The 22,799-nt window shown below is 52.7% G+C and carries 20 protein-coding genes and 1 tRNA gene; 8 read left to right on the top strand and 13 right to left on the bottom strand.

Going from position 1 to position 22,799, the window contains the following annotated elements:
- Window positions 1-123 precede the first annotated feature (123 nt).
- Both modF and modE read right to left on the bottom strand, forming a co-directional pair.
- Window positions 124-1,599 (bottom strand): molybdate ABC transporter ATP-binding protein ModF, encoded by a 1,476-nt coding sequence (gene modF / locus H4F65_RS06930; protein WP_010285325.1) that lies wholly within the window; start codon window positions 1,597-1,599, stop codon window positions 124-126.
- 40 nt (window positions 1,600-1,639) lie between these two features.
- Window positions 1,640-2,431 (bottom strand): molybdenum-dependent transcriptional regulator, encoded by a 792-nt coding sequence (modE, locus tag H4F65_RS06925; protein WP_010285328.1) that lies wholly within the window; start codon window positions 2,429-2,431, stop codon window positions 1,640-1,642.
- Between the two features lie 196 nt (window positions 2,432-2,627).
- On the opposite strand from modE, the gene H4F65_RS06920 reads away from it, so the two are divergent.
- The 5 genes from H4F65_RS06920 to H4F65_RS06900 all read left to right on the top strand — a co-directional run bounded on the left by H4F65_RS06920 (window position 2,628) and on the right by H4F65_RS06900 (window position 6,547).
- Window positions 2,628-2,783, top strand: a complete 156-nt coding sequence (locus H4F65_RS06920; RefSeq protein ID WP_010285329.1) for an AcrZ family multidrug efflux pump-associated protein — start codon at window positions 2,628-2,630, stop codon at window positions 2,781-2,783.
- A 145-nt stretch (window positions 2,784-2,928) separates the two neighbouring features.
- Window positions 2,929-3,699: a molybdate ABC transporter substrate-binding protein gene (gene modA, locus H4F65_RS06915; protein ID WP_010285330.1), complete on the top strand. Its 771-nt coding sequence runs from the start codon at window positions 2,929-2,931 to the stop codon at window positions 3,697-3,699.
- A complete protein-coding gene (modB, locus tag H4F65_RS06910) occupies window positions 3,699-4,388 on the top strand; it encodes a molybdate ABC transporter permease subunit (RefSeq protein ID WP_010285331.1) in 690 nt (229 codons plus the stop codon). Before modA ends, modB begins: the two co-directional genes overlap by 1 nt.
- Complete coding sequence (modC, locus tag H4F65_RS06905; protein WP_039319241.1) at window positions 4,388-5,446, top strand: molybdenum ABC transporter ATP-binding protein ModC; 1,059 nt, start codon at window positions 4,388-4,390, stop codon at window positions 5,444-5,446. Before modB ends, modC begins: the two co-directional genes overlap by 1 nt.
- 237 nt (window positions 5,447-5,683) lie before the next feature.
- On the top strand, window positions 5,684-6,547 hold the full coding sequence (locus H4F65_RS06900; protein ID WP_172644994.1) for a sugar phosphate isomerase/epimerase family protein: 864 nt from the start codon (window positions 5,684-5,686) through the stop codon (window positions 6,545-6,547).
- Window positions 6,548-6,623: 76 nt separating this feature from the next.
- On the opposite strand, the gene H4F65_RS06895 is transcribed toward H4F65_RS06900, so the two are convergent.
- The 4 genes from H4F65_RS06895 to H4F65_RS06880 all read right to left on the bottom strand — a co-directional run bounded on the left by H4F65_RS06895 (window position 6,624) and on the right by H4F65_RS06880 (window position 11,322).
- Window positions 6,624-7,604 carry a LacI family DNA-binding transcriptional regulator gene (locus H4F65_RS06895; RefSeq protein WP_010285334.1) on the bottom strand — a complete coding sequence of 327 codons (981 nt, stop codon included), beginning with the start codon at window positions 7,602-7,604 and terminating at the stop codon, window positions 6,624-6,626.
- A gap of 124 nt (window positions 7,605-7,728) precedes the next feature.
- Window positions 7,729-8,880, bottom strand: a complete 1,152-nt coding sequence (locus H4F65_RS06890; protein WP_010285335.1) for a Gfo/Idh/MocA family protein — start codon at window positions 8,878-8,880, stop codon at window positions 7,729-7,731.
- Entirely contained in the window at window positions 8,877-9,947 is a 1,071-nt protein-coding gene (locus tag H4F65_RS06885; RefSeq protein ID WP_010285336.1) for a sugar phosphate isomerase/epimerase family protein, read from the bottom strand. The genes H4F65_RS06890 and H4F65_RS06885 overlap by 4 nt, the downstream gene beginning before the upstream one ends.
- Window positions 9,948-10,077: 130 nt before the next feature.
- Window positions 10,078-11,322: an MFS transporter gene (locus H4F65_RS06880; protein WP_010285337.1), complete on the bottom strand. Its 1,245-nt coding sequence runs from the start codon at window positions 11,320-11,322 to the stop codon at window positions 10,078-10,080.
- Window positions 11,323-11,509: 187 nt separating this feature from the next.
- Here H4F65_RS06880 and glk point away from each other — a divergent pair, with 187 nt between their 5' ends.
- Window positions 11,510-12,475, top strand: a complete 966-nt coding sequence (gene glk, locus H4F65_RS06875; protein WP_010285338.1) for a glucokinase — start codon at window positions 11,510-11,512, stop codon at window positions 12,473-12,475.
- Window positions 12,476-12,544: 69 nt separating this feature from the next.
- Here glk and H4F65_RS06870 read toward each other — a convergent pair whose 3' ends face one another.
- Complete coding sequence (locus H4F65_RS06870; protein WP_039319237.1) at window positions 12,545-13,366, bottom strand: pyridoxal phosphatase; 822 nt, start codon at window positions 13,364-13,366, stop codon at window positions 12,545-12,547.
- 273 nt (window positions 13,367-13,639) lie between these two features.
- Between H4F65_RS06870 and H4F65_RS06865 the strand changes: the two genes are divergently transcribed.
- Window positions 13,640-13,727, top strand: a tRNA-Ser gene (locus H4F65_RS06865).
- A gap of 91 nt (window positions 13,728-13,818) precedes the next feature.
- Here H4F65_RS06865 and H4F65_RS06860 read toward each other — a convergent pair.
- The gene (locus H4F65_RS06860; RefSeq protein ID WP_010286853.1) at window positions 13,819-14,181 is read right to left on the bottom strand and encodes a DUF4186 domain-containing protein; all 363 of its coding nucleotides are present in this window, start codon (window positions 14,179-14,181) and stop codon (window positions 13,819-13,821) included.
- Between the two features lie 248 nt (window positions 14,182-14,429).
- On the opposite strand from H4F65_RS06860, the gene pgl reads away from it, so the two are divergent.
- The gene (gene pgl / locus H4F65_RS06855; RefSeq protein ID WP_010286855.1) at window positions 14,430-15,428 is read left to right on the top strand and encodes a 6-phosphogluconolactonase; all 999 of its coding nucleotides are present in this window, start codon (window positions 14,430-14,432) and stop codon (window positions 15,426-15,428) included.
- 54 nt (window positions 15,429-15,482) lie between these two features.
- On the opposite strand, the gene H4F65_RS06850 is transcribed toward pgl, so the two are convergent.
- From H4F65_RS06850 to fdnG, 5 genes are all read right to left on the bottom strand, one after another.
- Window positions 15,483-16,733 (bottom strand): LVIVD repeat-containing protein, encoded by a 1,251-nt coding sequence (locus H4F65_RS06850; RefSeq protein WP_010286858.1) that lies wholly within the window; start codon window positions 16,731-16,733, stop codon window positions 15,483-15,485.
- 14 nt (window positions 16,734-16,747) lie between these two features.
- On the bottom strand, window positions 16,748-17,824 hold the full coding sequence (locus H4F65_RS06845; protein WP_010286861.1) for a sugar ABC transporter substrate-binding protein: 1,077 nt from the start codon (window positions 17,822-17,824) through the stop codon (window positions 16,748-16,750).
- Window positions 17,825-18,109: 285 nt separating this feature from the next.
- Entirely contained in the window at window positions 18,110-18,745 is a 636-nt protein-coding gene (fdnI, locus tag H4F65_RS06840; RefSeq protein WP_010286863.1) for a formate dehydrogenase-N subunit gamma, read from the bottom strand.
- Window positions 18,738-19,646, bottom strand: coding sequence for a formate dehydrogenase subunit beta (fdxH, locus tag H4F65_RS06835; RefSeq protein WP_010286866.1), 909 nt, complete (start codon window positions 19,644-19,646; stop codon window positions 18,738-18,740). Before fdxH ends, fdnI begins: the two co-directional genes overlap by 8 nt.
- A 12-nt stretch (window positions 19,647-19,658) precedes the next feature.
- On the bottom strand, window positions 19,659-22,706 hold the full coding sequence (gene fdnG, locus H4F65_RS06830) for a formate dehydrogenase-N subunit alpha (protein ID WP_072013538.1): 3,048 nt from the start codon (window positions 22,704-22,706) through the stop codon (window positions 19,659-19,661).
- Between the last annotated feature and the right edge of the window lie 93 nt (window positions 22,707-22,799).

The following is a 22,799-nucleotide window of genomic DNA, read 5'->3' as shown; positions in this document are numbered from 1 at the left end:
CCTCTGTTATTGATGGTTTCTTTACGAGTAAACTGAGTGAAGCATAGGCTATAGTGTAAATGAGCCAGGCTTTCTACCCTACATTTTATTTTGTGGTAGCGTTATCATCCCTATTTTTAGACATTATTTACATAACGCGTCAATCTGGTAGCGGTAGATGTCGTTGTGCGGGACGAAAGTGAGCCGATGTGTGATGCACTCGGGCGCGTCTTCCGCGTGGTGAGAGACAAAGAGTAGCTGCGTTTCGCCCTCGCCAATCAGAATATCCAGCCAGCGGCGTACCAGCTGGCGATTGAGCGGATCAAGCCCCTGTAGCGGTTCATCAAGAATGAGCAGGGCGGGGTGTTTGACTAACGCGCGGGCAATCAGCGTCAGACGCTGCTGACCCCAGGAGAGCGACTGAAACGGGGTATCGGCGATAGCGCCATTGAGCCCAAGCAGCGTGAGCCACTGTTCGGTCAGGTGGCGCTGGCGGTCGGAAACGGCCTGATAAATGCCGATAGAGTCAAAAAAGCCTGACAGGATAACGTTGCGCACGCTGGTGCTGACGCGGTAATCCAGATGGAAGCTGCTGCTGACGTAACCGATGTGGCGCTTGATGTCCCAGATGGTTTCACCGCTGCCGCGCTTACGGCCAAACAGCGTGAGGTCGTTACTGTAGCCTTGCGGATGATCGCCCGTAATCAGGCTGAGCAGCGTCGATTTCCCTGCGCCATTTGGCCCGACAATCTGCCAATGCTGACTGGGCAACACTTCCCACGTTAGCTCGTGCAGAATAGGGCGGTCGTTGTACTGGACCACGCCGTTACGCAGCCTAATGCGTGCCTCGCCAGCGGGAAGCGTCATATGCCGCTGTGGATCTTCCGGTTCTGGCAGTGAACTTCCCGACAGTTTTTCACTAAACGCGAGCTGGGCCACCAGCGCTTCAGAGAGGATCGTTTCACGCTCGCCGACGCGGGTCAGCGTACAGTCTGCCAGCACACCGACATGATTGATAAAGTCAGGGATGTCGTCGAAGCGATTCAGAATAAGTACCAGCGTATAACCGGCGCCTGCCAGTTTCCTCAGCTCATCGGCAAGCTGCTGGCGGGAGGCAACGTCCAACCCATCGAAAGGCTCGTCGAGAATCAGCAGATCGGGCTGAGGCATCAGCGCTTGGCACAGCATCGCCTTACGGGTTTCCCCCGTAGAGAGGTACTTGAAGCGGCGCTCCAGCAAATGCGCAATACCAAACTGGTGCGCCAGCTGTTGGCAACGCGCGGGATCGTTGAGGCTATCCTGAATCACTTCTGCCGTGGTGCGGCCAGTGTCGTCTTCACCTTCACTGAGCAGATCGGTGTTATTGCGTTGCCACTCGTCAGAAACCAGTTTTTGTAATTGTTCAAACGACAGTCGGACGGGGTGTTGAAATTCCGTTGTTCGTTCACCACGCAATATTGGCAGTTCGCCGGATAGTGCCCGCGCCAGTGCAGATTTACCACTTCCGTTGGCCCCAACAAAGGCCCAGCACTGGTTTTGTTCGAGCGTCAGTTCGTCCAAATGCAGCATGCGGGTGTCGCTGAGACGAAACAGCCCCTGAGTGATTTTTAACAATGACATTTTCTATCCTTCATCAGACGGCGATAGAGCTAAAGCGACATTAACAAAGTGTGGCGATAATAACCCGGTCCGCATTGAAGCAGGCTTTCACATCCGCTCCCTGTTGCAGTTTTTGCTGCTCAAGCAAGACATTCGGCACCATGGCACACAGGGTTTCTCCCCCGGTCAGCGTAATCAGAATTTCGCTGTTTTCCACACCGTGCTGAATGGACTGAATTTGCCCTGATAAGACGTTATCAACATCAGGCGCGGCGGACGTAGCGGCGTACACATCGATCCACGGTGCTTTAATCAGTGCCAACACCTCTTTCCCTTTCTGTAATTGCAGGCGCTCGGCACTTTGTTGTGTAATCAGGGCGCTGATCGTTGTTTTACCATCGGCGAGTAAAAGATCCAGATGTTGTTGCACCTGTTCTTCACCGCGTGCGAGCACGGTTCCAAAAAACTGGTTACGGGCGCTGGTTTGCAGTGAGAAACGCGCGATAGCTGCCAGCAGGCTATCTAACGGCAGACCGTCTTCCTGCAAGACATCAAAGGCTTTTTGCTGAATCTGCGCGAGCAAATCGTACAGCTGGAGAAGACGTTCACCGTAGCGGGTGAGCTGAGCCCCGCCACCGCCTTTGCCGCCGGTCATTCGTTCGACGATGGTCTGTTCGGCCAGTTGATTCATCTCATTGATGGCATCCCATGCGCTTTTATAGCTAATCCCCGCCAGCTTGGCGCCCTGGCTGATTGAACCGGTATGACGAATTTGCTTGAGCAATTCAATGCGCCGCGGATCGGCGAATAAACGCTGTTGGAGTTTCAGGGTGAGAAGAATTTCAGCCTGCATAGTGAGGGCACCGTTGGTGAGTTTAATTCTCTGTATTGTCGCTATTTTCTTCATCAGGGGCAAATCGCACAAATAGACGCACTATTTTCTATTACTGCGGTAGACTACGTGTCAATTATGACGATCTCGGCTTACAGTGAAATAGCGCGTTAGACGGGCTAAAGTAGCGGTAACCGTTGCAATAAGTGAGGTAAGCATGTTGGAGTTGTTGAAGAGCCTGCTGTTTGCAGTTGCCATGGTTCCTGTGATGATGGTGGTTATCATGGGTGCAATTTATTGCCTGGGCGAAGTGTTTAACGTGTTGTCCCGCATCGGTCATTCCGACGGTCAGCGCGCAAAGAATCAGCACTGATTCACGATCCTTTCCTATTTTGATGTCCGGCTTTTGGCCGGACATTTCTTTTCTACCTCCCGCATCTACCTCTTTAAAGCGCATGACACTGCTTCATAATTCGTTATATCATTATTTACACAACGATAATTGTCAGGAGACAAGAATGAAGCAGCAATGGTTAAAATGGTTTGCCGCACTCACCTTCAGTGCAGGAATGGCGCTGCCTGCGGCAGCAGAAGATAAAGTTACTGTATTCGCCGCCGCATCATTGACGAATGCGTTGCAGGAAATCGCCACGCAATATCAGAAAGAGAAAAACGTCGCTGTTGTGGCGTCTTACGCATCATCCTCAACGCTGGCGCGCCAGATTGAGCAAGGTGCGCCTGCCGATCTGTTCATCTCCGCTGACCAGCAGTGGATGGACTACGCGCAGGATAAAAACCTGATAGACACCGCTACGCGTCACACGCTACTGGGCAATGAGCTGGTGGTGATTGCGCCGAAGGCGAGTGCGCAAAAAGAGATTAAGATTGACGATAAAACCGACTGGAAAAATCTGCTGAAAGGCGGACGTCTGGCCGTTGGCGACCCGGATCATGTGCCTGCTGGGATCTATGCCAAAGAAGCCTTACAAAATCTGAAAGCCTGGGATGAACTCTCCCCGCTGATGGCGCGCGCCAATAACGTACGTGCAGCTATGGCGCTGGTGGAGCGTGAAGAAGCCCCGTTGGGTATCGTTTATGGTTCTGACGCGGTTGCCAGCGACAAAGTTAAGGTCATCGGTACATTCCCTGCGACGAGCCACAAGCCTGTCGAATATCCAATGGCAATAGTCAAAGAGCATAAAAACGCGGCGGTTACCGGTTTTTATGACTACCTGAAAACGCCAGAAGCGGCAGCGGTATTTAAACGTTACGGCTTCGCGCCGCGTTAATGATGCTGAGTGATTACGAATGGCAGGCGGTTGAGCTGAGCCTCAAAGTTTCCGTTGTGGCCGTGGCATGCAGCTTGCCGTTTGGGATACTGATGGCGTGGATTTTAGTGCGCTGTCGGTTCCCCGGTAAATCACTGCTGGATAGCATTATCCATTTACCACTGGTGCTGCCGCCAGTGGTTATTGGTTATCTGCTGCTGGTGGCGATGGGAAGACGCGGCGTAATCGGTTCCTGGCTCTATGACTGGTTCGGCTTCAGCTTTAGTTTTAGCTGGCGCGGTGCCGCGTTAGCGTCGGCGATTGTCGCATTTCCGCTAATGGTTCGGGCGATCCGGCTGTCGCTTGATGCCGTCGATACGCATCTGGAGCAGGCCGCTCGAACACTGGGTGCCTCGCCGTGGCGCGTGTTTTTCACCATCACATTACCTCTCTCTTTTCCTGGGATTATCGTTGGAACCGTATTGGCGTTTGCCCGTTCGCTGGGCGAATTTGGCGCGACCATTACGTTTGTTTCTAATATCCCCGGCGAAACCCGAACCATTCCACTGGCGATGTATACCCTGATTGAAACGCCCGGCGCGGAGGCTGATGCAGCAAGGCTGTGTATCATTGCCATCGTCTTATCGCTGGCTGCGCTGTTAGCATCGGAATGGCTAACAAACTGGAGCCGCAAGCGGTTGGGGGGATAATGCTGCAACTCGATTTTCATCAACAGCTGGGTAGTCTCGAACTTCGCGTTCAGTCTGAACTGCCAGCGAACGGCATCACCGCGATTTTCGGCGTATCCGGGGCAGGGAAAACCTCGCTGATCAACGCCGTTGTTGGCTTGACTCGCCCGGATGGTGGGCGGATTGTGCTCAATAATCATGTGCTGGTGGATACGCAGCAGCGTGTTTTTTTACCACCGGAAAAGCGGCGAATCGGCTATGTATTTCAGGATGCTCGCCTGTTTCCGCACTATCGCGTGCGCGGTAATCTGCGCTACGGCATGGCTGAGACAATGGAATCGCAGTTCGATGACATCGTCAATTTGCTAGGCATTGAGCCGCTGCTGAATCGCTATCCACGGACGCTGTCCGGTGGCGAAAAACAGCGTGTTGCGATTGGTCGGGCGTTGCTGACCGCACCGGAACTGCTGCTTATGGATGAACCGCTGGCGTCGCTGGATTTACCCAGAAAGCGCGAGCTGTTGCCGTATTTGGAACGTCTGGCGAAAGAAGTCAATATCCCGATCTTGTATGTCAGCCACAGTCTGGAAGAGATTGTTCGGTTAGCCGATCATGTCGTGGTGCTTGATAAAGGCAAAGTGAAAGCGCAGGGGCTGCTGGAAGAGGTATGGGCCAGCAGCGCGCTACGCCCGTGGTTACCGAAAGACGAACAGAGCAGTATTCTGAGTGCGCGCGTGTTGGCTCAGCATGAGCATTACGCGATGACGGCGCTGGCATTAGGCGACCAGCAGGTGTGGGTTGGAAAAGTCGAACTCCCGCAGGACGCCGCATTGCGCATTCGCGTGAATGCTGCCGATGTCTCTCTGGTGCTGGAGCCGCCGGAAAAAAGCAGCATCCGTAATGTGCTGCGAGCCAGCGTGGTGGAGTGCATTGATGTCGACGAACAGGTTGAAGTGAAACTGGCGGTCGGCCAGCAGACGCTGTGGTCCCGTATTACTCCGTGGGCACGCGACGATCTCGCACTTCATCCTGGGCAAGCGATCTACGCGCAGATTAAGAGCGTGTCGATCACGGCGTAAGCACAGGCCGAGCGATGGAACAGCCGTTCATACCGCTCGGTCTATCTCGTAAATCAGTCGATATTCTGTGACTAAGATAACAAAATGAGTATTGAGAGTGATTTTCAATTCGTTTTTTCTACCGCGTAAACAAGGTAGTCAGATAAATTATCCCCGCGTTGTTATTTTTTCATCATAAAAAGTAATCGATTACTTTTTGTTTTCACCTGTGCTACGGGATAAAAATAGGAGAAGGACATGCCTTGTATGACGTTGTTGCGCCGTGCATTCGCTATACCGCTATTGTTGATAGTTTCATCGGGTTTGGCGCTTGCCGAGCGTCCAGCAGAAAACCAAAAAATAGCGTTGCAGATGTATACGCTGCGCAGCTTGAATACGCTCGACGAGCAATTCTCCATGGCGCGAGACGCCGGGTTTAAGGCGGTTGAACTGGTGGGGACGCATGACATTAGTGCGTCAGAAATGAAGGGGTTATTAGGCAAGTATCGGTTGAAAGCCATTGCTGCGCATGTTCAGTTTGGCGAATTGAAAAGCAATATGGCTGAGGTTGTAGCCTTTAACAAAGCCATCGGCAACAGCATGATTATCGTGCCGTGGCTAAATGTAGAAGACCGACCGGATAGCGCAGAGGGTTGGAAGCGCTTTGGTGTGGAAATGAACGATCTTGGACGTGAGCTGAAGAAGCAGGGCATGAAGCTGGCTTATCACAACCATAATTTCGAGATGAAGAAGTATCGCGGTAAAACCGCGCTGGAAATCATGATGGATGCGGCAGAACCAGAGAATCTGATGCTGGAAATGGATGTCGCCTGGGTATCGCGCGGAGGACAGGATCCTGTGCGTCTCCTGCGCCAGTACAAAGGGCGCATTTATTCAATTCACGCGAAAGACAATACATCAATCGGCATCCGCGATGATGAAATGAACTTTGCCCCACCGGGTGAGGGCATTTTGGCGTGGGAAGAGATTCTCCCTGCTGCGTCTAAGGCTGGTGCTCAGTGGTTTGTTGCTGAACATGACTTACCGAAAGATCCACAGGCCATTGTTTCCGCGGCTTACCAGTCGCTGTATGAAAAGCTGAGTAAGATAAAAAGTAAGTAAGGAAGCGCTATCAACCTGCGGTCAGCGAGCCGCAGGTTGCAAAATGTGGGATGGTGAACCGGATATTCTGAGTCAGTTAGCTGGATGCCCGTTCGACAAACGTCCATTCCAGTAAGCGCTTTTCTGTTTCGCTGGCAGGCTGGTCGATTTGTTGTAATAGCAATTTCACGGCCTCTCTGCCGATATGTGCGGACGGCTGCTGAATAGTGCTGAGCTGAGGCGAGGTGATGTAACCCAGCTCTGAACCGTCAAAACCGATCACCGCAATATCCTGCGGCGCGCTCAATCCCGCCTCACAGATTGCCGACAGTGCGCCCGCAGCCAACGTATCGGACACCACAAAGACGGCATCTGGCCGATCCGGATCGTTAAGCAGCGCGTTCATTGCGGCTTTTCCGCCTGAATAGCTCAGCGTACTGGCGTATTCGACTTTGCCGTAATCAAACCCATTCTCCGCGATAACGTCGCGATAGCCTTTCTCTCGCTGCTGGGCGTAGAGGTAATTCATGTCGTGGTTAATCATGGCGATACGGCGGCGGCCTTTGCCAATAAAGTGATTAATCACGAAACGGGACGCTTCGGCGTTATCAATCCCGACGGATGAAATAGCGGACGTATCGTCATGCTCGGCGCACTGCACCCAAGGCGCGGTGCCAATCATATCCTGGAGCGCAGACAGCGTTGAAATGGCGTCCATGGTGATCACGCCATCGACCATTTTACCGGACAGCAGTTGCAGGCTGGAGTGGGCGCGAACGATATCGGCACCTGAATTGCACAGAAGAATGCGGTAGCCGTTTTCTTCCGCTTCCGCCTCAATGCCTTTCACCACATCGGCACAGAAAGGGTTGGCAATGTTGGAAACCATGACCAATAACATCTGGCTGCGCGCGGTACGTAGCTGCCGGGCCAGTAAGTTCGGCTGATAATTGCTGCTTTTTATCGCATTGAGAACACGTTCCCGATTTTGCGGCTTCACGCTATCAATGTTGTTCAACACCCGTGAAACGGTGGCAACCGAGACTCCAGCTATCCGTGCTATTTTTTGAATCGACATAATTCAGAAGGCACTCACGCTACTTATGCTTGGCTGAGCAGATTACCATAAATATCTCTGGCTGCATCCCGCAGGCGTCGCACCTGCGGGATGAATACCGTGGGAGAATGAACGGTCTGATGCCTTAATTGGCGACCTTCACCCACGTTTGTTGCTGATGGCTTTGCACGATGGCGTCAATGATGAACATGATGTTCGCACCGTCGTAGAAGGTGGCAAAGTTGCATGGATCGACGCCCGGCTGTTTGCCGTCACGCAGATAGGTATAAAAGCTCGCCATCATGTTCTTGAACGCATCCGGCCAGCCTTCGATATGCCCACCGGGGAAGTGGACCGCAGCGGCGGCTTCCGGGTTCAGTAATCCAGGATCGTCCGACAACACCTGATTCGGTTTATCACGATGACCGATCCACAGCTGTTGCGGCGTTTCCTGATCCCACGCCAGCGACTGTTCACTGCCATTCACTTCAAACGTCAGGCGATTTTTTCGGCCAGCGCTGACCTGAGAAACGGTAAAGGATCCGCGACTACCGTCTTCAAAGCGCAGTAACACGGTCGCGTAGTCTTCAGTCTTGACCGGTTTATCGTCGTACTCTGGCGGTGCATCAGATGACGAAAACGTAGCCGCACCGTTCCGATTGGATTTGCGGATCGGATGGACGATGGCTAAATCGGCGAAGACGTCGACAATTTTCCGGCCGGAAATAAACTGTACCGTGTCGCACCAGTGCGAGCCGATGTCGGCCACCGCGCGGGAAACGCCGCCGTACTCCGGTTCAACACGCCAGTTATAGTCGGTGTCGCGCAGCATCCAGTCTTGCAGATAGCCGCCGTGTACCGCAAAGACGCGTCCGATTTCCTGACACTTAATCATGCTGGCAGCCTGCTGCACCATGCCAAATTGGCGATAGACAAAGCTGACGCCGTGAACAACACCTTTTTCTTCCGCCAGCGCCACCAGTTCACGCGCTTCCTCGCTGGTCATACACAGCGGCTTTTCCGAAAAGACGTGCTTGCCTGCCTGAATAATCTGTTTATTGATCGCCGCATGAAGATGGTTCGGCGTGCAGTTATGGATCGCATCAATACCGGGATGATTTAGCAAATCAGCGACGCTGCCGTAGGCATGAGGAATGTTGAGCTGACGCGCTTTCTGCTGTGCCAGATCGAGCGAATTTTCCGCCAGTGCCACTACCTCAACGAAGCCAAGGCGACGAATCGCCTCAATATGTGCTGGGCCAATAAAACCGGAACCAATAATGCCAACGCGAATCATTCTGCGTTCTCCTCTTTTAATCCCAACATTTTTCTGACTAACGGACGATCGTCGCTGGTTGCGGCGAAATCGTCAAAAGAGCGTCCTGCGACGGGAATAATGTGGCGGTTGATGAACGCCGCTCCTTCTTTCGCGCCGCAATTGCTGTCTTTCAGACAGCATTCCCATTCCAACACCGCCCAGCCGTCGTAGTCGTATTGGGCCAGTTTGCTGAAGATGCCGCCGAAATCGATCTGACCATCTCCCGGTGAGCGGAAGCGCCCGGCGCGTTCAGCCCATGACTGATAGCCGCCGTAGACGCCGCTTTTGCTCGACGTGTTAAATTCCGCATCTTTCACATGGAACGCTTTGATTCGTGCATGATAGCGATCGATAAAGCCGAGGTAGTCCATCTGCTGCAAATGCATATGGCTAGGATCGTAAAGAATGTTGGCGCGTGGGTGATGATTGACGACATCAAGGAAGCGTTCAAAGGTTACGCCGTCGTGTAAATCTTCTCCTGGGTGAAGCTCGTAGCACACATCCACGCCGTGCTCGTCAAAGCAGTCGAGGATCGGCGTCCACAGGCGACCGAGTTCTTTAAAGGCTTCCTGAATCATGACCTCTTTACGCGGCGGCCAGGGGTAAAAATAGGGCCAGGCCAGCGCACCGGAAAACGTCGCGTGGGCGTTTAGTCCTAAGCGTGAAGAGGCCTTTGCTGCCTGCTTGATTGCCGAAATAGCCCACTCTTGGCGAGCCTGCGGATTGCGGCGGTAAGCCGGTGGTGCGAAATCGTCAAATGCATCGTCATACGCAGGGTGGACAGCAACGAGCTGTCCTTCCAGATGGGTCGACAGTTCGCTGATGGTCAGCCCATGCTGCGCCAACAGTCCTTTCACATCATCACAGTAAGTTTGGCTGTCGGCGGCCGTAGACAGATCGAAAATGTGCGGGTGATTACAGGGGATTTGTAGCGCTTTAAAGCCTAATTCGGCTGCCCATTGCGCCAGATTTTCCAGCGTGTTAAAGGGAGCCTGATCGCCAATATACTGGGCGAGAAAAATACCCGGTCCTTTTAACGTCTTCATTATTACCTCCTTTGGCAACGGGTGTGGTCATGAATACCGTTGCACGATTGCGATAGCGGAGAATGCAGTGGGATGAGGTGCCATAGGCGACCTCATCCCATTTTCTCGTTAAATAATCTGTCTTAAATAATTAGGCCCGCTCTTCTTTATATTTGAAGGAGAAGAGGAAAATGATGGCGATGATGGCTGCGGCAACCGCAGGGATCCACCAGAAGGTCGCCCAGATTTCAGGCGCGTTTAACGTACCGTTGTTGAAGAGACGGTTATAGAGTGCACCGGAAACCTGCGAGCCCAGCAGCATGCCGATACCGTAGGTAAACAGGACCACCATACTTTGTGCCTGCCCTTTGATTTTCTCTCCCGCGATGCGGTCGGTGTAGATGAAGCCAATGACGAAGAAGAAGTCGTAGCAGATACCGTGCAGCAGGATACCGATGTAGAGCAACCAGCGTGTTTCTTCATTCACGCCCATCGCGAAGAGGGCATAGCGTACGAACCACGCCAACATGCCGATGAACAGCATGTATTTCACGCCCAGCTTTCTAAACAGCAGCGGAATGATCAGCATGAAGACGATTTCGGACATCTGACCAAACGACATGGCGGTGCTGACGTCGCTGATACCTGCATTGCTCAGGAAGGATGCGGTGTAAGCGTAGTAGGTACCCAGTGGAATAGAGATCAGCATGGCGCAGATGGCAAAGACCAGAAAGTGGCCTTTCTTCAGCAGCGCAAATGCATCAGCACAGAACAGATCGCGCACTGCCAGCGGCAAGCCTTTTGCCGGCGCTGGGGTATGCGGCAGCGTCAGGCTGTAGGCAGCCAGAATGGCAGAGCAAGCGGCCGCGACGTAGAAGATATTGACGCTTGCGGAGATGCCCGCCGTCCCGATGCAGACACCGGCGACGATCCAACCGATGGTGCCGAAGACTCGCACAACCGGGAAGCTCTTCTCACTGTTAGTCAGATTATGGAACGCGATGTTGTTGGTTAACGCCAGCGTTGGCATAAAGCACAGCGTGTAGGCGAACAGCAGGATTAGCAGCTGTGAGCCGTCTTCGTTGATTAACGCGGTAGGCACAAACCACAGGATGACCGCGCCGATCAGGTGCAGCAGCGCCATGACTTTTTGTGAGGGGAAGAAGCGGTCAACCACCATGCCCAGTACAAACGGCGACAGGATTGAGGCGATAGGTCCGGCAGAGAAGGCGTCGCCAATCATGGCGGCCAGGTTGTGCTGTGTCATAACCAGGCCCAGGGTGACAGACCATGAGCCCCAGATGAAGAACTCTAAAAACATCATGAGTGACAGTCTGGGAACCACGAAGGCCGGCTGTAACGATTTGGTAGCTGTGTTTTCAGATGAAGAAACCATGTGGTATCCCTCTTAAAAGTAATCGATTACAATTTGTGTTTTTCAAATGTAATCGATTACTTTTAACTTAACCGCAGCTTTTAGCCATAAATGAGATCCTTATCACTAGAAAGTTATATAGCCATAGCGTAGCTGGCTGTTTTCGCGCAATGATCGGGAATCTGCTTTGCTTGAGGGGAAAAGAAGAATGACGCACTTTGTGTTAGTGGGCGATGTCGGTGGCACCAATACGCGTTTGGCATTGTGTGATGCCACAACGGGGGAATTATCGCAAACCGAGACCTATTCCGGGCTAGATTTTCCTTCGCTGGAAGGGGCCATTCGTGATTATCTCGATTCGCGACAGGTCACGGTACAGGATGCTTGTATCGCGATTGCCTGCCCGATTACCGGTGATTGGGTGGCAATGACTAACCACACCTGGGCATTTTCCATCGCAGAAATGAAAGCGAGTCTGGGTCTGCGCCATTTTGAGGTTATCAACGATTTTACCGCCGTTTCTATGGCGGTACCGGTGATGACTAACGCGGATTTACTCCAATTTGGCGGCGGGGAGCCTGTGCCAGGTAAACCCATTGCTGTGTATGGCGCAGGCACGGGGTTAGGCGTCGCTCATTTGGTACATGCCGCTAATCAATGGATTAGCCTGCCGGGTGAGGGCGGTCATGTGGACTTCGCGCCGAATAGCGATGAAGAAGACAAAATTCTCTCAGTTTTGCGCCAGTCGCTCGGGCATGTTTCTGCTGAACGCATACTCTCCGGACAGGGGCTGGTAAATATCTACCGTGCCGTGGTGCTGTCTGATGACCGCACGCCGGAGGCGTTGGAGCCGAAAGATATTACCGAACGTGCCGTCGACAATACGGATGTGGACTGTCGCCGCGCGCTGTCACTCTTCTGCGTCATCATGGGACGCTTCGGCGGCAATCTGGCGTTAAATTTAGGCACATTTGGTGGCGTGTATATTGCTGGCGGCATCGTTCCGCGCTTTCTTGAGTTCTTTAAAGCTTCCGGTTTTCGGGCGGCTTTTGAAGACAAAGGGCGGTTCAAAGGCTATATGCAGGATATCCCTGTGTATTTGATTACCCATGAGCAGCCGGGATTAATGGGGGCGGGGGCGTACCTGCGGCAGGTGCTGGGTAGCGCGCTGTAAGTCTGTTTGCGAGTCGAACGCAATCAGGCAAGCGAGAGCGGTCGCTTTTCCTGATTGCTTCATCGTCGGTTATGCCAGAACACGCGTGCGGATGACATCGGCGATGCTAGGTTCTTCATTGCTGCCAATCACCAGATCGGCTCTCGCCTTGATCTCATCGGCACTGTTGCCCATCGCGACACCCAATCCTACGCCTTCCAGCATGCTGATATCGTTAAAGTTATCGCCGAATGCTACGACATCTTTCATGCTAATGCCCTGTTCGCCAAGCCATTGCTGGAGCAGCTTGCCTTTGCTGTTGCCAGTTTGGGCGATATCAACCTGATCCTGCCATGACCACTCGCAGGCGAGTCCGAGCTGCTTTTCTACTTCTGCGGCGAAATGGTTCAGTGTGGGAACATCGGCGTGCGTGGTCGCGAATTTCCAGATAGCGTGGGACGTTTCGGTCTGACGCACCAGATTTTCTACCTGAGCGAAACGAGGACGCTGTTGTTCCGGCAGGTTCGCAGCCCATGCCAGCGTGCGGACTACGTGCCCGGTCGGATACTGGTAATACATGTCGTCATCGGCATACATCAGCCCATGAATATCAAATTCTTCTAGCAGCGTGATGACATTTTTTGCCTGTTCGACAGAGAGCGGATTGGTATGCGATGCCTGGCCCTGCTGGTAATCATAGACGTAGGTGCCGTTACAGCAGATGGCGGGCGTATCCAACTGCAATCCCTGATAAAAAGGGTGAATTGCCGAGTGATGGCGTCCGGTGACGATCATCACTTTTATGCCTTGCTGACGGGCCAGCGCGAGTGCGCTGAGCGATTCGGGCAGGATTTTTTTCTGTTGATTCAGTAGCGTACCATCAAGATCAAGTGCAATTACTCGGTAGGTCATCGTTATCTCGCAAATAAAAATGTGGGTATCAAATTACCCTTACGATAAAGGACATGGCGAAAAATAGACAGACAACGGCGAGATAAAAGTGTCTGAGGTTTATTTGATGACGAAGGATTCTGTGCGGCGGTGGGAAATAAGGCTAAACGAACGGTTTTACAGCGCCATTGTTGATTTTCTATGCTTTCAACGGCTTATCATCTATTTTTTAAGCAGTTGATCACAACGCTGCTTTACAATGTGCGGCGTACTGTTTATAGTGCGCGTCATTGCGGAGGAGTGGCCGAGTGGTTGAAGGCACCGGTCTTGAAAACCGGCGACGCGAAAGCGTTCTAGAGTTCGAATCTCTACTCCTCCGCCACTCTAAATCTTTCTTATTCCTTCTCTCCCTTCCTAGCTATCTCTGACAATTTGCAGTCATATTTTCTACGTTATTCGTTATCGCTGCACCTTTAGCGCCTGCTAATCAAATCGTTTTCCAGCCAGTACAGAATTACCTCAACAATATAGCGTTGCTCTTCGCCACTCAGCGGCTGATGTTGGGCGATGTGATGCCATTTTTCCAGACATCCCCGGCAGCAGGTTGCAGTGGCATGTTGTGCAATAAACACGGGATGGCCGCGCATCGGTGTCTGTTTACCATCATTGGCCGGATCCGCCGGTGCTAGCCTGTGCGCGACAAAATCGGCGGCGTGGGTGGCGATCGTTTCCTTACCTTTGCTGTAGCAATAGTCTCTTTCTTTGGCACCCAACTTAAAACGCTGGCGGAAAGGGGAACGCGACAGCCGGGAAAACAGTGAATCAAACGTGGTCATAACCTAAAGTCCGTAAAATATGAACGATGCAAAAATAGGGACGTGCGGACGCTGCCCTATAAATCAATCATTACTTAAATCAGCCATTATTTAAATCAATAGTAGCCTTGCGATGTCTCTGTAGAATAGAGTGATTGGTCATTTATGGTATGCCGTGCGTCAGGTTGAGCAGATTCATTATCCTTCTGATGAACTTCTTTTGAGCCTTCCTGTGCCGTCACATTCGCGTGAAAAATAAGGAGAATACGATGCAGCAAGTGGTTTATGTCGCCAGCCCGGAAAGCCAGCAGATTCATGTTTGGCAACTCGGTGCTCAGGGAAATCTGACATTATTGCAAACCGTTGACGTTCCAGGACAGGTTCAGCCGATGGTGATCGCACCGAACAAGCGTCACCTGTATGTCGGGGTTCGTCCTGATTTCAGGGTTCTGAGCTATCGTATTGATGAACAGGGTAAATTGACGGAAGCGGGTGTCGCATCTTTACCGGGCAGCCCGACACATCTGTCTACCGATAACGACGGACGTTTCCTGTTCAGCGCGTCTTACAGCGGTGCCTGCGTTAGCGTTAGCCCGATTGGTGCTGACGGCATCGTCGGTGAGCCGATCCAGCAACTGGACGGACTGGAAGGGTGCCACTCTACCAACATCGATCCAACCAATTCTGTCGTGTGGGCACCGTGCCTGAAAGAAGACCGCATTCGTCTGTACGATCTGGGTGCGGCTGGCGAATTGAGCGTGCACCGTCAGGCTGAACTGAAGACGGTAGCGGGTGCCGGTCCACGCCATATGGCTTTCCACCCGAATCAACGCTTTGCCTATTGTGTGAATGAACTGGACAGCTCGGTGGACGTGTATCAGTTGGACGCAGCCAGCGGCGAGTTGCAGAAAGTGCAAACGCTGGATGCTATGCCAGCAGGTTTTAGCGATACGCGCTGGGCGGCAGATATTCACATTACGCCGAATGGTCGCTTCCTGTACATCAGCGATCGTACTGCCAGCCTGCTGAGTGTTTTCCAGGTGTCAAAAGACGGCAGCACGTTAACGCTGACCGGACATCAGCCGACCGAAACGCAGCCGCGCGGTTTCAATATCGACAACACCGGTGAGTTACTGATTTCAGCAGGGCAGAAATCTCAGCACATTGAGGTGTATCACATCGACCAGACCACGGGCGATCTGCAACCGCTGGCGCGTTACGCCGTCGGTCAGGGGCCAATGTGGGTGTCGGTGCTGGCGCTGGACTAAGTTAGCTACGCACAACATTAAGCCCTGCATTGATCCGCAGGGCTTTTTTTTCGCTTAACCCCGGTATTCGATGATCGATAAACCGGCGTTGTAATCCGTGCTGTAGATGATGCCGTCAGCATCAACAAACACATCGCAGGACTGAATAATCTGCGGTCTGCCAGGGCGTTTGTCGATCATTTTGGCTGGCGCAGCAGGCACCAGCGCACCGGTTTCTTTCGGCTGATACGGGTTACTGATGTCGTAAGCGCGTACCCCTGCGTTTTGATACGTGGCGAAAATCAGTGACGAACTGATGAAGCTGCCTGGCCGGTTTTCATGCAGGTTATGTGGGCCAAAGTGTGCGCCTTTCTTCACATAGTCTGCCTCTTTCGGCTGCGGAAAGGTGGCGATGCTCACCGGATTGCTCGGCTCACGAATATCGAACACCCAAATCAATTTCTCGCCATCTTCCTGATTATCCAATACCGCTTCATCCAACACGATCAGCAGATCGCGATCCGGCAACGGCAGCGCCGTGTGTGTACCGCCGCCAAACGGTGGGCTCCAGTTACGGTGGCTGATGAGCTGTGGATTAGTGCGATCGCTCACGTCCAGCAGCGTCAACCCGCCATCACGCCAACTGCCATAGGCGGTGTCGCCGCTGATGATGGCATGGTGAAGGGCGTAACGCTTACCTTCCGGCCAGCTTGCGGTTTCTCCGCCGGCGGTGTGCATGCCGGGTAGCCAGTAGCGGCCCGCAACTTCCGGACGCTGTGGGTCGGCCAGATCGATAGTCAGAAAGATGTAGTCGCTGTAGCCATCAAGCAGCGCGGAGACATAGGCCCAGCGCCCTCCCACGTACCAGATGCGGTGAATGCCGATGCCGTCCAGCGGCAGGAAACTGATTTCGCGCGGTTTATCCGGCGTTGAGATATCGAAAATCTGTAATCCGGCGCTCCAACTTTTACCCTGCTGTTTGGTACTGACCGTGTCGGCGACGGAGCGGGTGTAATAGACTTTTTCCTCTGCGAAGCTGGCGTCGGCAAACAAATCGCGTGCGTTGACGACAAGCAGCAGGTCATCGTGCGTTTGCAGGTGGATGTTCCAGGTGCCGGGCGGGGCAGCAATAAACCCCGCCGGTTTGGGATTTCTGGCATCGCGCACATCCACAATCGACACGCCTTGTGAAACCATATGCCCGATGTAAGCGTAACCGCGATGAACCATCACCTGCACGCCGTCGGGTCTGCCACCCTGATCGCTGTGTCCAATCAGCCGCATATTACGGCTGTAATCGGGGGTGGGCAGAGGAGTCGATGCCATGAGTTATCTCCGTGTTATTTCGCCTGTTTGGCTTCCAGTGTAGCAAACCACGGTGCGATAAAATCATCCGTATGGCCCCAGCCTGGGATGATTTTCGCCAATCCAGCGACGTTGACTGCACCCGGTTGGCTGGCTAACAGCGCCTGTGGAATCGCGGCAGCGCGGAACTCATAGGTTGCAGGTGTTGCTTCACCAGCAATCTTGTTGGCAACCAGACGCAGGTTCACTTTACCGATCAGCTTAGGATCGACAGCCACGCTGACTTTCCACGGGCTGCTCGCTTCGCGCATCAGCTGTAAATCCTGATTGGAGATGTCGATGCTGTACAGTTTGATTTCAGTCCGACCGTTTTCTTTCAACGCTTTGTAAGCGCCCTGGCTGAAGGCATCCCACGATCCCCAGATGGCATCGATTTTGCCTTTCGGGTATTTCGCCAGCACCGCGCCGACTTTGTTAGCGGTATCGCCCTGAACGTCAGAGGACACGGCACCAATCGATTCGAGTTCCTTGATGCCGGGGTTGGCTTTCAGGATCTGTTGATAAGCGAGCTGGCGGCGCTCCATTGGCGGGAAGCCGGCAACCCACAGTTTGATAATGTTGGCTTTACCGTTGAAATCCTTCACCAGTTGGCCAAGTGATTCGTTAGTCAGGGAGGCGTCATCCTGCTGGGTGACGGTCACGCCCGGAATTTCGCCATTCACGGCGGTATCAAACACGGAAACGGCAATGCCGCTGTCGACAATACGTTTAATCAAATCGGTAGAGTAGGGATCGCGGCCCTGTGACAGGATGATGCCATCATATTTTTGGCTAATCGCCTGATTCACGAAATCCTGAAAACGGGCATCATCGCCGTTGCTCAGAAAGGTGCTGACCTTAAAGCCCAGTTTTTTACCTTCTTCAAGCACGCCGGAAACAAACTGCGTGGTGTTGTCGTCGGAACCCAAGTTGCGGATAACCGCGATGCGAACCGGACCGTCATGATTGGCGATAGCGGCCGGAACGGGAGTAATGGTGGCATTCTGATTAGCCAGTGCCGGTAACGCAGTCAGTAAGCTCAGTGCAAGCAAGGCGGGCGTAAATTTCTTCATTATCAGCTCCATGGCGTTTTATAAAGGGGTCTTGTGTTGATGAAAGTGTGTTGTGTCGATGGCAGTATTGTTATGTTTTCTGCGTCACTACTTTATAGCTGTCTTTATGTCTGGATGTCTATTTAAAAATGATACTGCATCATAGCCGTTGAGCGATAGACGAGGAAGAGGGGAGCATTATGACTTTTGGGTTTAAGTTATAACGATTCGTACTGACTGCGGATAAAAAGAAAAATGCCCGCGAGGCGGGCATTTGAGGCGGTGATGAAATGAAAAGAACCTGAATTATTTTTTCGTTTCTTTCTCTTCCATTTCACGCGCCCAGCGTGGGTGGTGTTTACGCGCCCAGCGCTTGGAGACCTTGCCTTCAATCATGCCCTTGATCGACCCTTTAACCCAGAATGCCATGTACATATGGATCAGGATGGCATGGATGAGGACGATAGCCGCAACGGCATGAATCAGAATGGCGTAGCGCACGACATCAATCGGGAACAGGTGAGCAAAGTAAGGACGCCACATGATTACCCCGGTGATCAACAGTACCAGCGTCAGCCCCATGATGCTCCAGAACATCATTTTCTGGCCTGGGTTGTATTTACCCACTTCAGAGACTTCATGCTCATTGCCTTTCAACACTTCAATAATGTTGAGGAACCACGGCAAGTCACGCTTCTTCGGAATGTTATGGCCAACAAAGCGGAAGAACATCGGGATCAGGCAAATGACAATCAGCACGCCAAAAAACGGATGCAGAATACGTCCCATCTGTGGCGTACCAAACGTCTGTGTCAGCCATTGCAGGGTAGGGAAAAACAAAGCAATACCTGAGAGTGCGACCAGGAAAAAGCTAATCACCACAATCCAGTGACAGATGCGATCGATAAACTTGGTGCGCAAAATCATTTTTGATTTACTCATGTTTGTCTCCCCCTTCTTTATCTTCTCCCTCGTGGTCATGATCCATTTCTTCTGTGTTCGGACCCACACCGATGTAGTGGAACATTAACCCGGCGAACGTGGCGACAAACCCTAACGCAGATAGCGGCTTCAGAATGCCCTTCCACAGGTTGACCGGCGTAGAAATCTGCGGATCATCCGGCAGATTGTTGTAGAGCGACGGCCTGTCTGCGTGGTGCAGAACATACATCACGTGCGTACCGCCCACGCCCTGCGGATCGTAGAGGCCTGCGTTCGCATAACCACGACTTTTCAGATCGGCGATGCGTTCTTCTGCCAGATGCTTCATCTCTTCTTTCGTACCGAAACGAATAGCACCGGTTGGACAGGTTTTCACGCAGGCAGGCTCTTGGCCAACGCTGACTCTGTCGACGCACAGCGTACATTTATAGACGCGGTTATCTTCTTTATTCAGACGCGGAATATTGAATGGGCAGCCGGCGATACAATAGCCGCAGCCGATACAGTGTTCGGACTGAAAATCGACGATACCGTTGGCATACTGGATCACTGCACCAGCGGAAGGACAGGCTTTCAGACAGCCCGGATCGCTACAGTGCATGCAGCCATCTTTACGGATCAACCATTCCAGACGATCGTTCTCTTCCACTTCGGAAAAGCGCATCAGCGTCCAGGATTTGGCACTCAAATCCGCTGGGTTATCATAAACGCCAAAGTTATGGCCGACGTCGTCACGAATATCGTTCCACTCTGAACAGGCCACCTGACAGCCTTTACAGCCGATACAGGTGGTGACATCGATCAGTTTTGCCACTTCGCTTTTGTCATCACGCACATGCGGAGGCGGTGTAAAGCCGTTGGTGGCCGAACGTTTAATAATATCTTGTGATTGCATTGACATAGTTGGCTACCCTTACGCCTTCTCTACATTAACCAAAAACGCTTTGTACTCAGGCGTTTGTGAATTAGCGTCGCCGACGCTCGGGGTGAGTGTGTTAGCCAGGAACCCTTTACGCGTGGTTCCCTCAAAGCCCCAGTGGCAGGGAATACCAACGGTTTCCACGCTGCGTCCGGCAATTTGCAGCGTTTTGATACGCTTCGTTACCACCGCTTTGGCTTTGATGTAGCCACGCTGACAGGAGACTTTGACTTCATCGCCTGCTTTAATGCCTTTGCTCTTCGCCAGATTTTCACCGATCTCAACAAACTGTTCCGGCTGCACAATTGCGTTCAGACGTGCGTGTTTTGTCCAGTGGCGGAACAATTCAGTAATTGAGTACGTGGTCGCCACATAAGGGAAGTCCTTCGCGGTGCCCATGGTTTTCGCATCACGCGCAAACAAACGCGCAACCGGGCTGGAAATCACTGACGGATGCAGCGGGTTGGTGCCAATAGGTGATTCGATCGGCTCGTAGTGTTCAGGGAACGGCCCGTCTACCAGTTTGTCCACGGAGAACAGACGTGCCAGACCTTCCGGCAGCATGATGAACGGCCCGGTGTCTTTGCCCGGTGGTACGGTTGCGGCGAAGTCAGGTACATCAATGCCTTGCCATTTCTGGCCGGTCCATTCCAGCAATTTACGCTTGCTGTCCCACGGTTTCCCTTGCAGGTCGGCAGAGGCTCGGTTGTAGAGAATGCGGCGGTTTTGCGGCCAACACCATGACCAGTTCGGCGTACAGCCCAGACCGGCATCGGCGTTGTCGCGCTTATCCATCTGGTTACCCGCTTCTGTCCAACTCCCGGCGTAAATCCAGCAGAAACTGGACGTAGTACCGTCATCACGCAACTGTGAGAAATCAGCGATCTGCTGGCCTTTTTTCAGGATCAGTTTGCCGCTGTCGTCGTAGATATCCGCCAGCGCCATGCCGTTGCCTTCGCGGGCGATCTCTTCTGGATGCGGATCTTCTGGGTCTTTGTAGTTCCAGTTGATGTTCATCAACGGATCCGAGTAAGCACCGCCTTCTTCGTTATACAGTTCACGCAGGCGCATCAGCAGCTTACCGAGGATTTTACCGTCGTGACGGGCTTCTCCTGGTGGCTCAGCCGCCGCCCAGTGCCATTGCAGCCAGCGGCCGGAGTTGGCGATAGAGCCATTCTCTTCGGCAAAGCAGGAAGACGGCAGACGGAAGACTTCAGTCTGAATGGACTTCGTATCCACGTCATTGAATTCGCCATAGTTCTGCCAGAATGTGGACGTTTCCGTGACCAAAGGATCGATGATGACCATGTACTTGAGCTTGGAGAGCGCTTCGGTCGCTTTGTTCTTGTTGGAGAACGCCGCAACGGGGTTAAAGCCCTGAACGATGTAGCCGTTCATTTTGCCTTCCACCATCAGCTCAGTTTGCACCATGACGTCGTAGCTACGATCCCACTTCGGCAACCAGTCATAACCCCAGTTATTTGCGGCCTGCGCGTGATCGCCGTAGAAGCTCTTCATCATGCTGATAAAGAATTTTGGCGTGTTTTTCCAATAGTTAACCTGATCGGGCAGTGCGGCGGTCGGTGTGATTTGGTTCAGATAGGTATTCAGATCCGGCTGTTTTTCTGACGGCAGTGGCATATAACCCGGCAGATTTAACGACAGCAGACCCAGATCGGTATACCCCTGAATGTTGGAGTGGCCGCGCAGGGCGTTGATGCCACCGCCTGCCATACCAATATTCCCTAACAGAAGCTGGATCATGCCAGCGGAGCGGATAATTTGCGCGCCGTTGGTGTGGTGCGTCCAACCCAGAGCATACATGAAGGTTGCAGTTTTATTCGGTACACAGGTTTCAGCCAGCGTACGGCAAATCTCTTCGTAATCTTTGGCTGAGGTACCGCACAGGGATGTCACCATTTCCAGCGTATAGCGGGAGACGTGTTTTTTCAGCAGATTCCAGACGCAGCGCGGATGGGACAGCGTGTTGTCGCGTTTGGCGAAACCGGACTCATCTAACTCATACTGCCAGCTGGATTTGTCATATTGACGTTTCTGTTCGTCGTAGCCGCTGAACAAGCCTTCGTCGAAGCTAAAGTCATCACGTACGATCAGGCTGGCATTAGTGTAAGACACCACGTATTCGCGATGAATTTTATCGTTCGTAATAAGGTAGTTAACGATACCTAACAGGAAGGCGGCATCTGAACCTGCGCGAATCGGTGCGTAGAGATCGGCAACGGCAGCGGAGCGGTTAAAACGCGGATCGACCACAATCAGCTTCGCATTGTTGTGCGTTTTCGCTTCAACGGCCCATTTGAAACCGACTGGGTGCGCTTCTGCTGGATTGCCGCCCATGACGATGATGACGTTGGCGTTTTTGATATCAACCCAGTTGTTAGTCATTGCGCCACGGCCGAATGTCGGCGCTAGTGCAGCAACGGTTGGTCCGTGGCACAAGCGAGCCTGGCAGTCGATAGCAACCATGCCGAGTGCCCGGGCAAATTTCTGGTCGAGAATACCGGTTTCGTTGCTGGCAGCAGAAGAGCACAGCATACCGGTCGTCAGCCAGCGGTTGACGGTTTCGCCCTTGGCGTTGGTGCGTTCGAAGTTGGCATCACGGTCAGCTTTCATCAGGCGTGCAATGCGTTCAATCGCGTCGTCCCAGCTGATTCGTTGCCATTTGTCTGAACCCGGCGCGCGGTATTCAGGATAGAGCAGGCGATTTTCACTGTGGATATAGTCAACCAGACCCGCACCTTTTGGGCAAAGGGAGCCGCGGCTGACTGGGTGATCCGCATCACCTTCGATATGAAAAATGGAAGGCTTCGCGTTTTTGGCACCATCGCCCAGGCTATACATGAGCACACCACAACCCACTGAACAGTAGGTACAGTTGTTACGCGTCTCTTTTGCCCGTAACAGCTTATATTGACGTACTGATGCCATTGCTTCCGTGGGTGTAAAGCCCAATACCGCGAGAGTGGTTCCAGCCATCCCCCCCGCGCAAACTTTAAAGAAACCTCTTCTATTCAGTTGCATTAGTTTCCCTGTGTAATTATGTGTCATTTTTGTTGCGAGCAATTTAACAACACATAAATTGTGGGCTTTGCGCAAAATCAAGATTTAAGTATT

Source organism: Pectobacterium brasiliense, assembly GCF_016950255.1.
Classification (GTDB): Bacteria; Pseudomonadota; Gammaproteobacteria; order Enterobacterales; family Enterobacteriaceae; genus Pectobacterium; species Pectobacterium brasiliense.
This window is presented reverse-complemented; position numbering and strand designations above follow the sequence as displayed.

Coding starts and splice junctions, on each gene's coding strand:
- H4F65_RS06870 (WP_039319237.1), bottom strand. CDS start 13,366: ATGACCTACCGAGTAATTGCACTTGATCTTGATGGTACGCTACTGAAT.
- H4F65_RS06885 (WP_010285336.1), bottom strand. CDS start 9,947: ATGAAGACGTTAAAAGGACCGGGTATTTTTCTCGCCCAGTATATTGGC.
- H4F65_RS06895 (WP_010285334.1), bottom strand. CDS start 7,604: ATGTCGATTCAAAAAATAGCACGGATAGCTGGAGTCTCGGTTGCCACC.
- fdxH (WP_010286866.1), bottom strand. CDS start 19,646: ATGTCAATGCAATCACAAGATATTATTAAACGTTCGGCCACCAACGGC.
- modC (WP_039319241.1), top strand. CDS start 4,388: ATGCTGCAACTCGATTTTCATCAACAGCTGGGTAGTCTCGAACTTCGC.
- modF (WP_010285325.1), bottom strand. CDS start 1,599: ATGTCATTGTTAAAAATCACTCAGGGGCTGTTTCGTCTCAGCGACACC.
- H4F65_RS06900 (WP_172644994.1), top strand. CDS start 5,684: ATGCCTTGTATGACGTTGTTGCGCCGTGCATTCGCTATACCGCTATTG.
- glk (WP_010285338.1), top strand. CDS start 11,510: ATGACGCACTTTGTGTTAGTGGGCGATGTCGGTGGCACCAATACGCGT.
- modE (WP_010285328.1), bottom strand. CDS start 2,431: ATGCAGGCTGAAATTCTTCTCACCCTGAAACTCCAACAGCGTTTATTC.
- H4F65_RS06890 (WP_010285335.1), bottom strand. CDS start 8,880: ATGATTCGCGTTGGCATTATTGGTTCCGGTTTTATTGGCCCAGCACAT.
- modA (WP_010285330.1), top strand. CDS start 2,929: ATGAAGCAGCAATGGTTAAAATGGTTTGCCGCACTCACCTTCAGTGCA.
- H4F65_RS06850 (WP_010286858.1), bottom strand. CDS start 16,733: ATGGCATCGACTCCTCTGCCCACCCCCGATTACAGCCGTAATATGCGG.
- H4F65_RS06880 (WP_010285337.1), bottom strand. CDS start 11,322: ATGGTTTCTTCATCTGAAAACACAGCTACCAAATCGTTACAGCCGGCC.
- pgl (WP_010286855.1), top strand. CDS start 14,430: ATGCAGCAAGTGGTTTATGTCGCCAGCCCGGAAAGCCAGCAGATTCAT.
- fdnI (WP_010286863.1), bottom strand. CDS start 18,745: ATGAGTAAATCAAAAATGATTTTGCGCACCAAGTTTATCGATCGCATC.
- H4F65_RS06860 (WP_010286853.1), bottom strand. CDS start 14,181: ATGACCACGTTTGATTCACTGTTTTCCCGGCTGTCGCGTTCCCCTTTC.
- H4F65_RS06920 (WP_010285329.1), top strand. CDS start 2,628: ATGTTGGAGTTGTTGAAGAGCCTGCTGTTTGCAGTTGCCATGGTTCCT.
- modB (WP_010285331.1), top strand. CDS start 3,699: ATGATGCTGAGTGATTACGAATGGCAGGCGGTTGAGCTGAGCCTCAAA.
- fdnG (WP_072013538.1), bottom strand. CDS start 22,706: ATGCAACTGAATAGAAGAGGTTTCTTTAAAGTTTGCGCGGGGGGGATG.
- H4F65_RS06845 (WP_010286861.1), bottom strand. CDS start 17,824: ATGAAGAAATTTACGCCCGCCTTGCTTGCACTGAGCTTACTGACTGCG.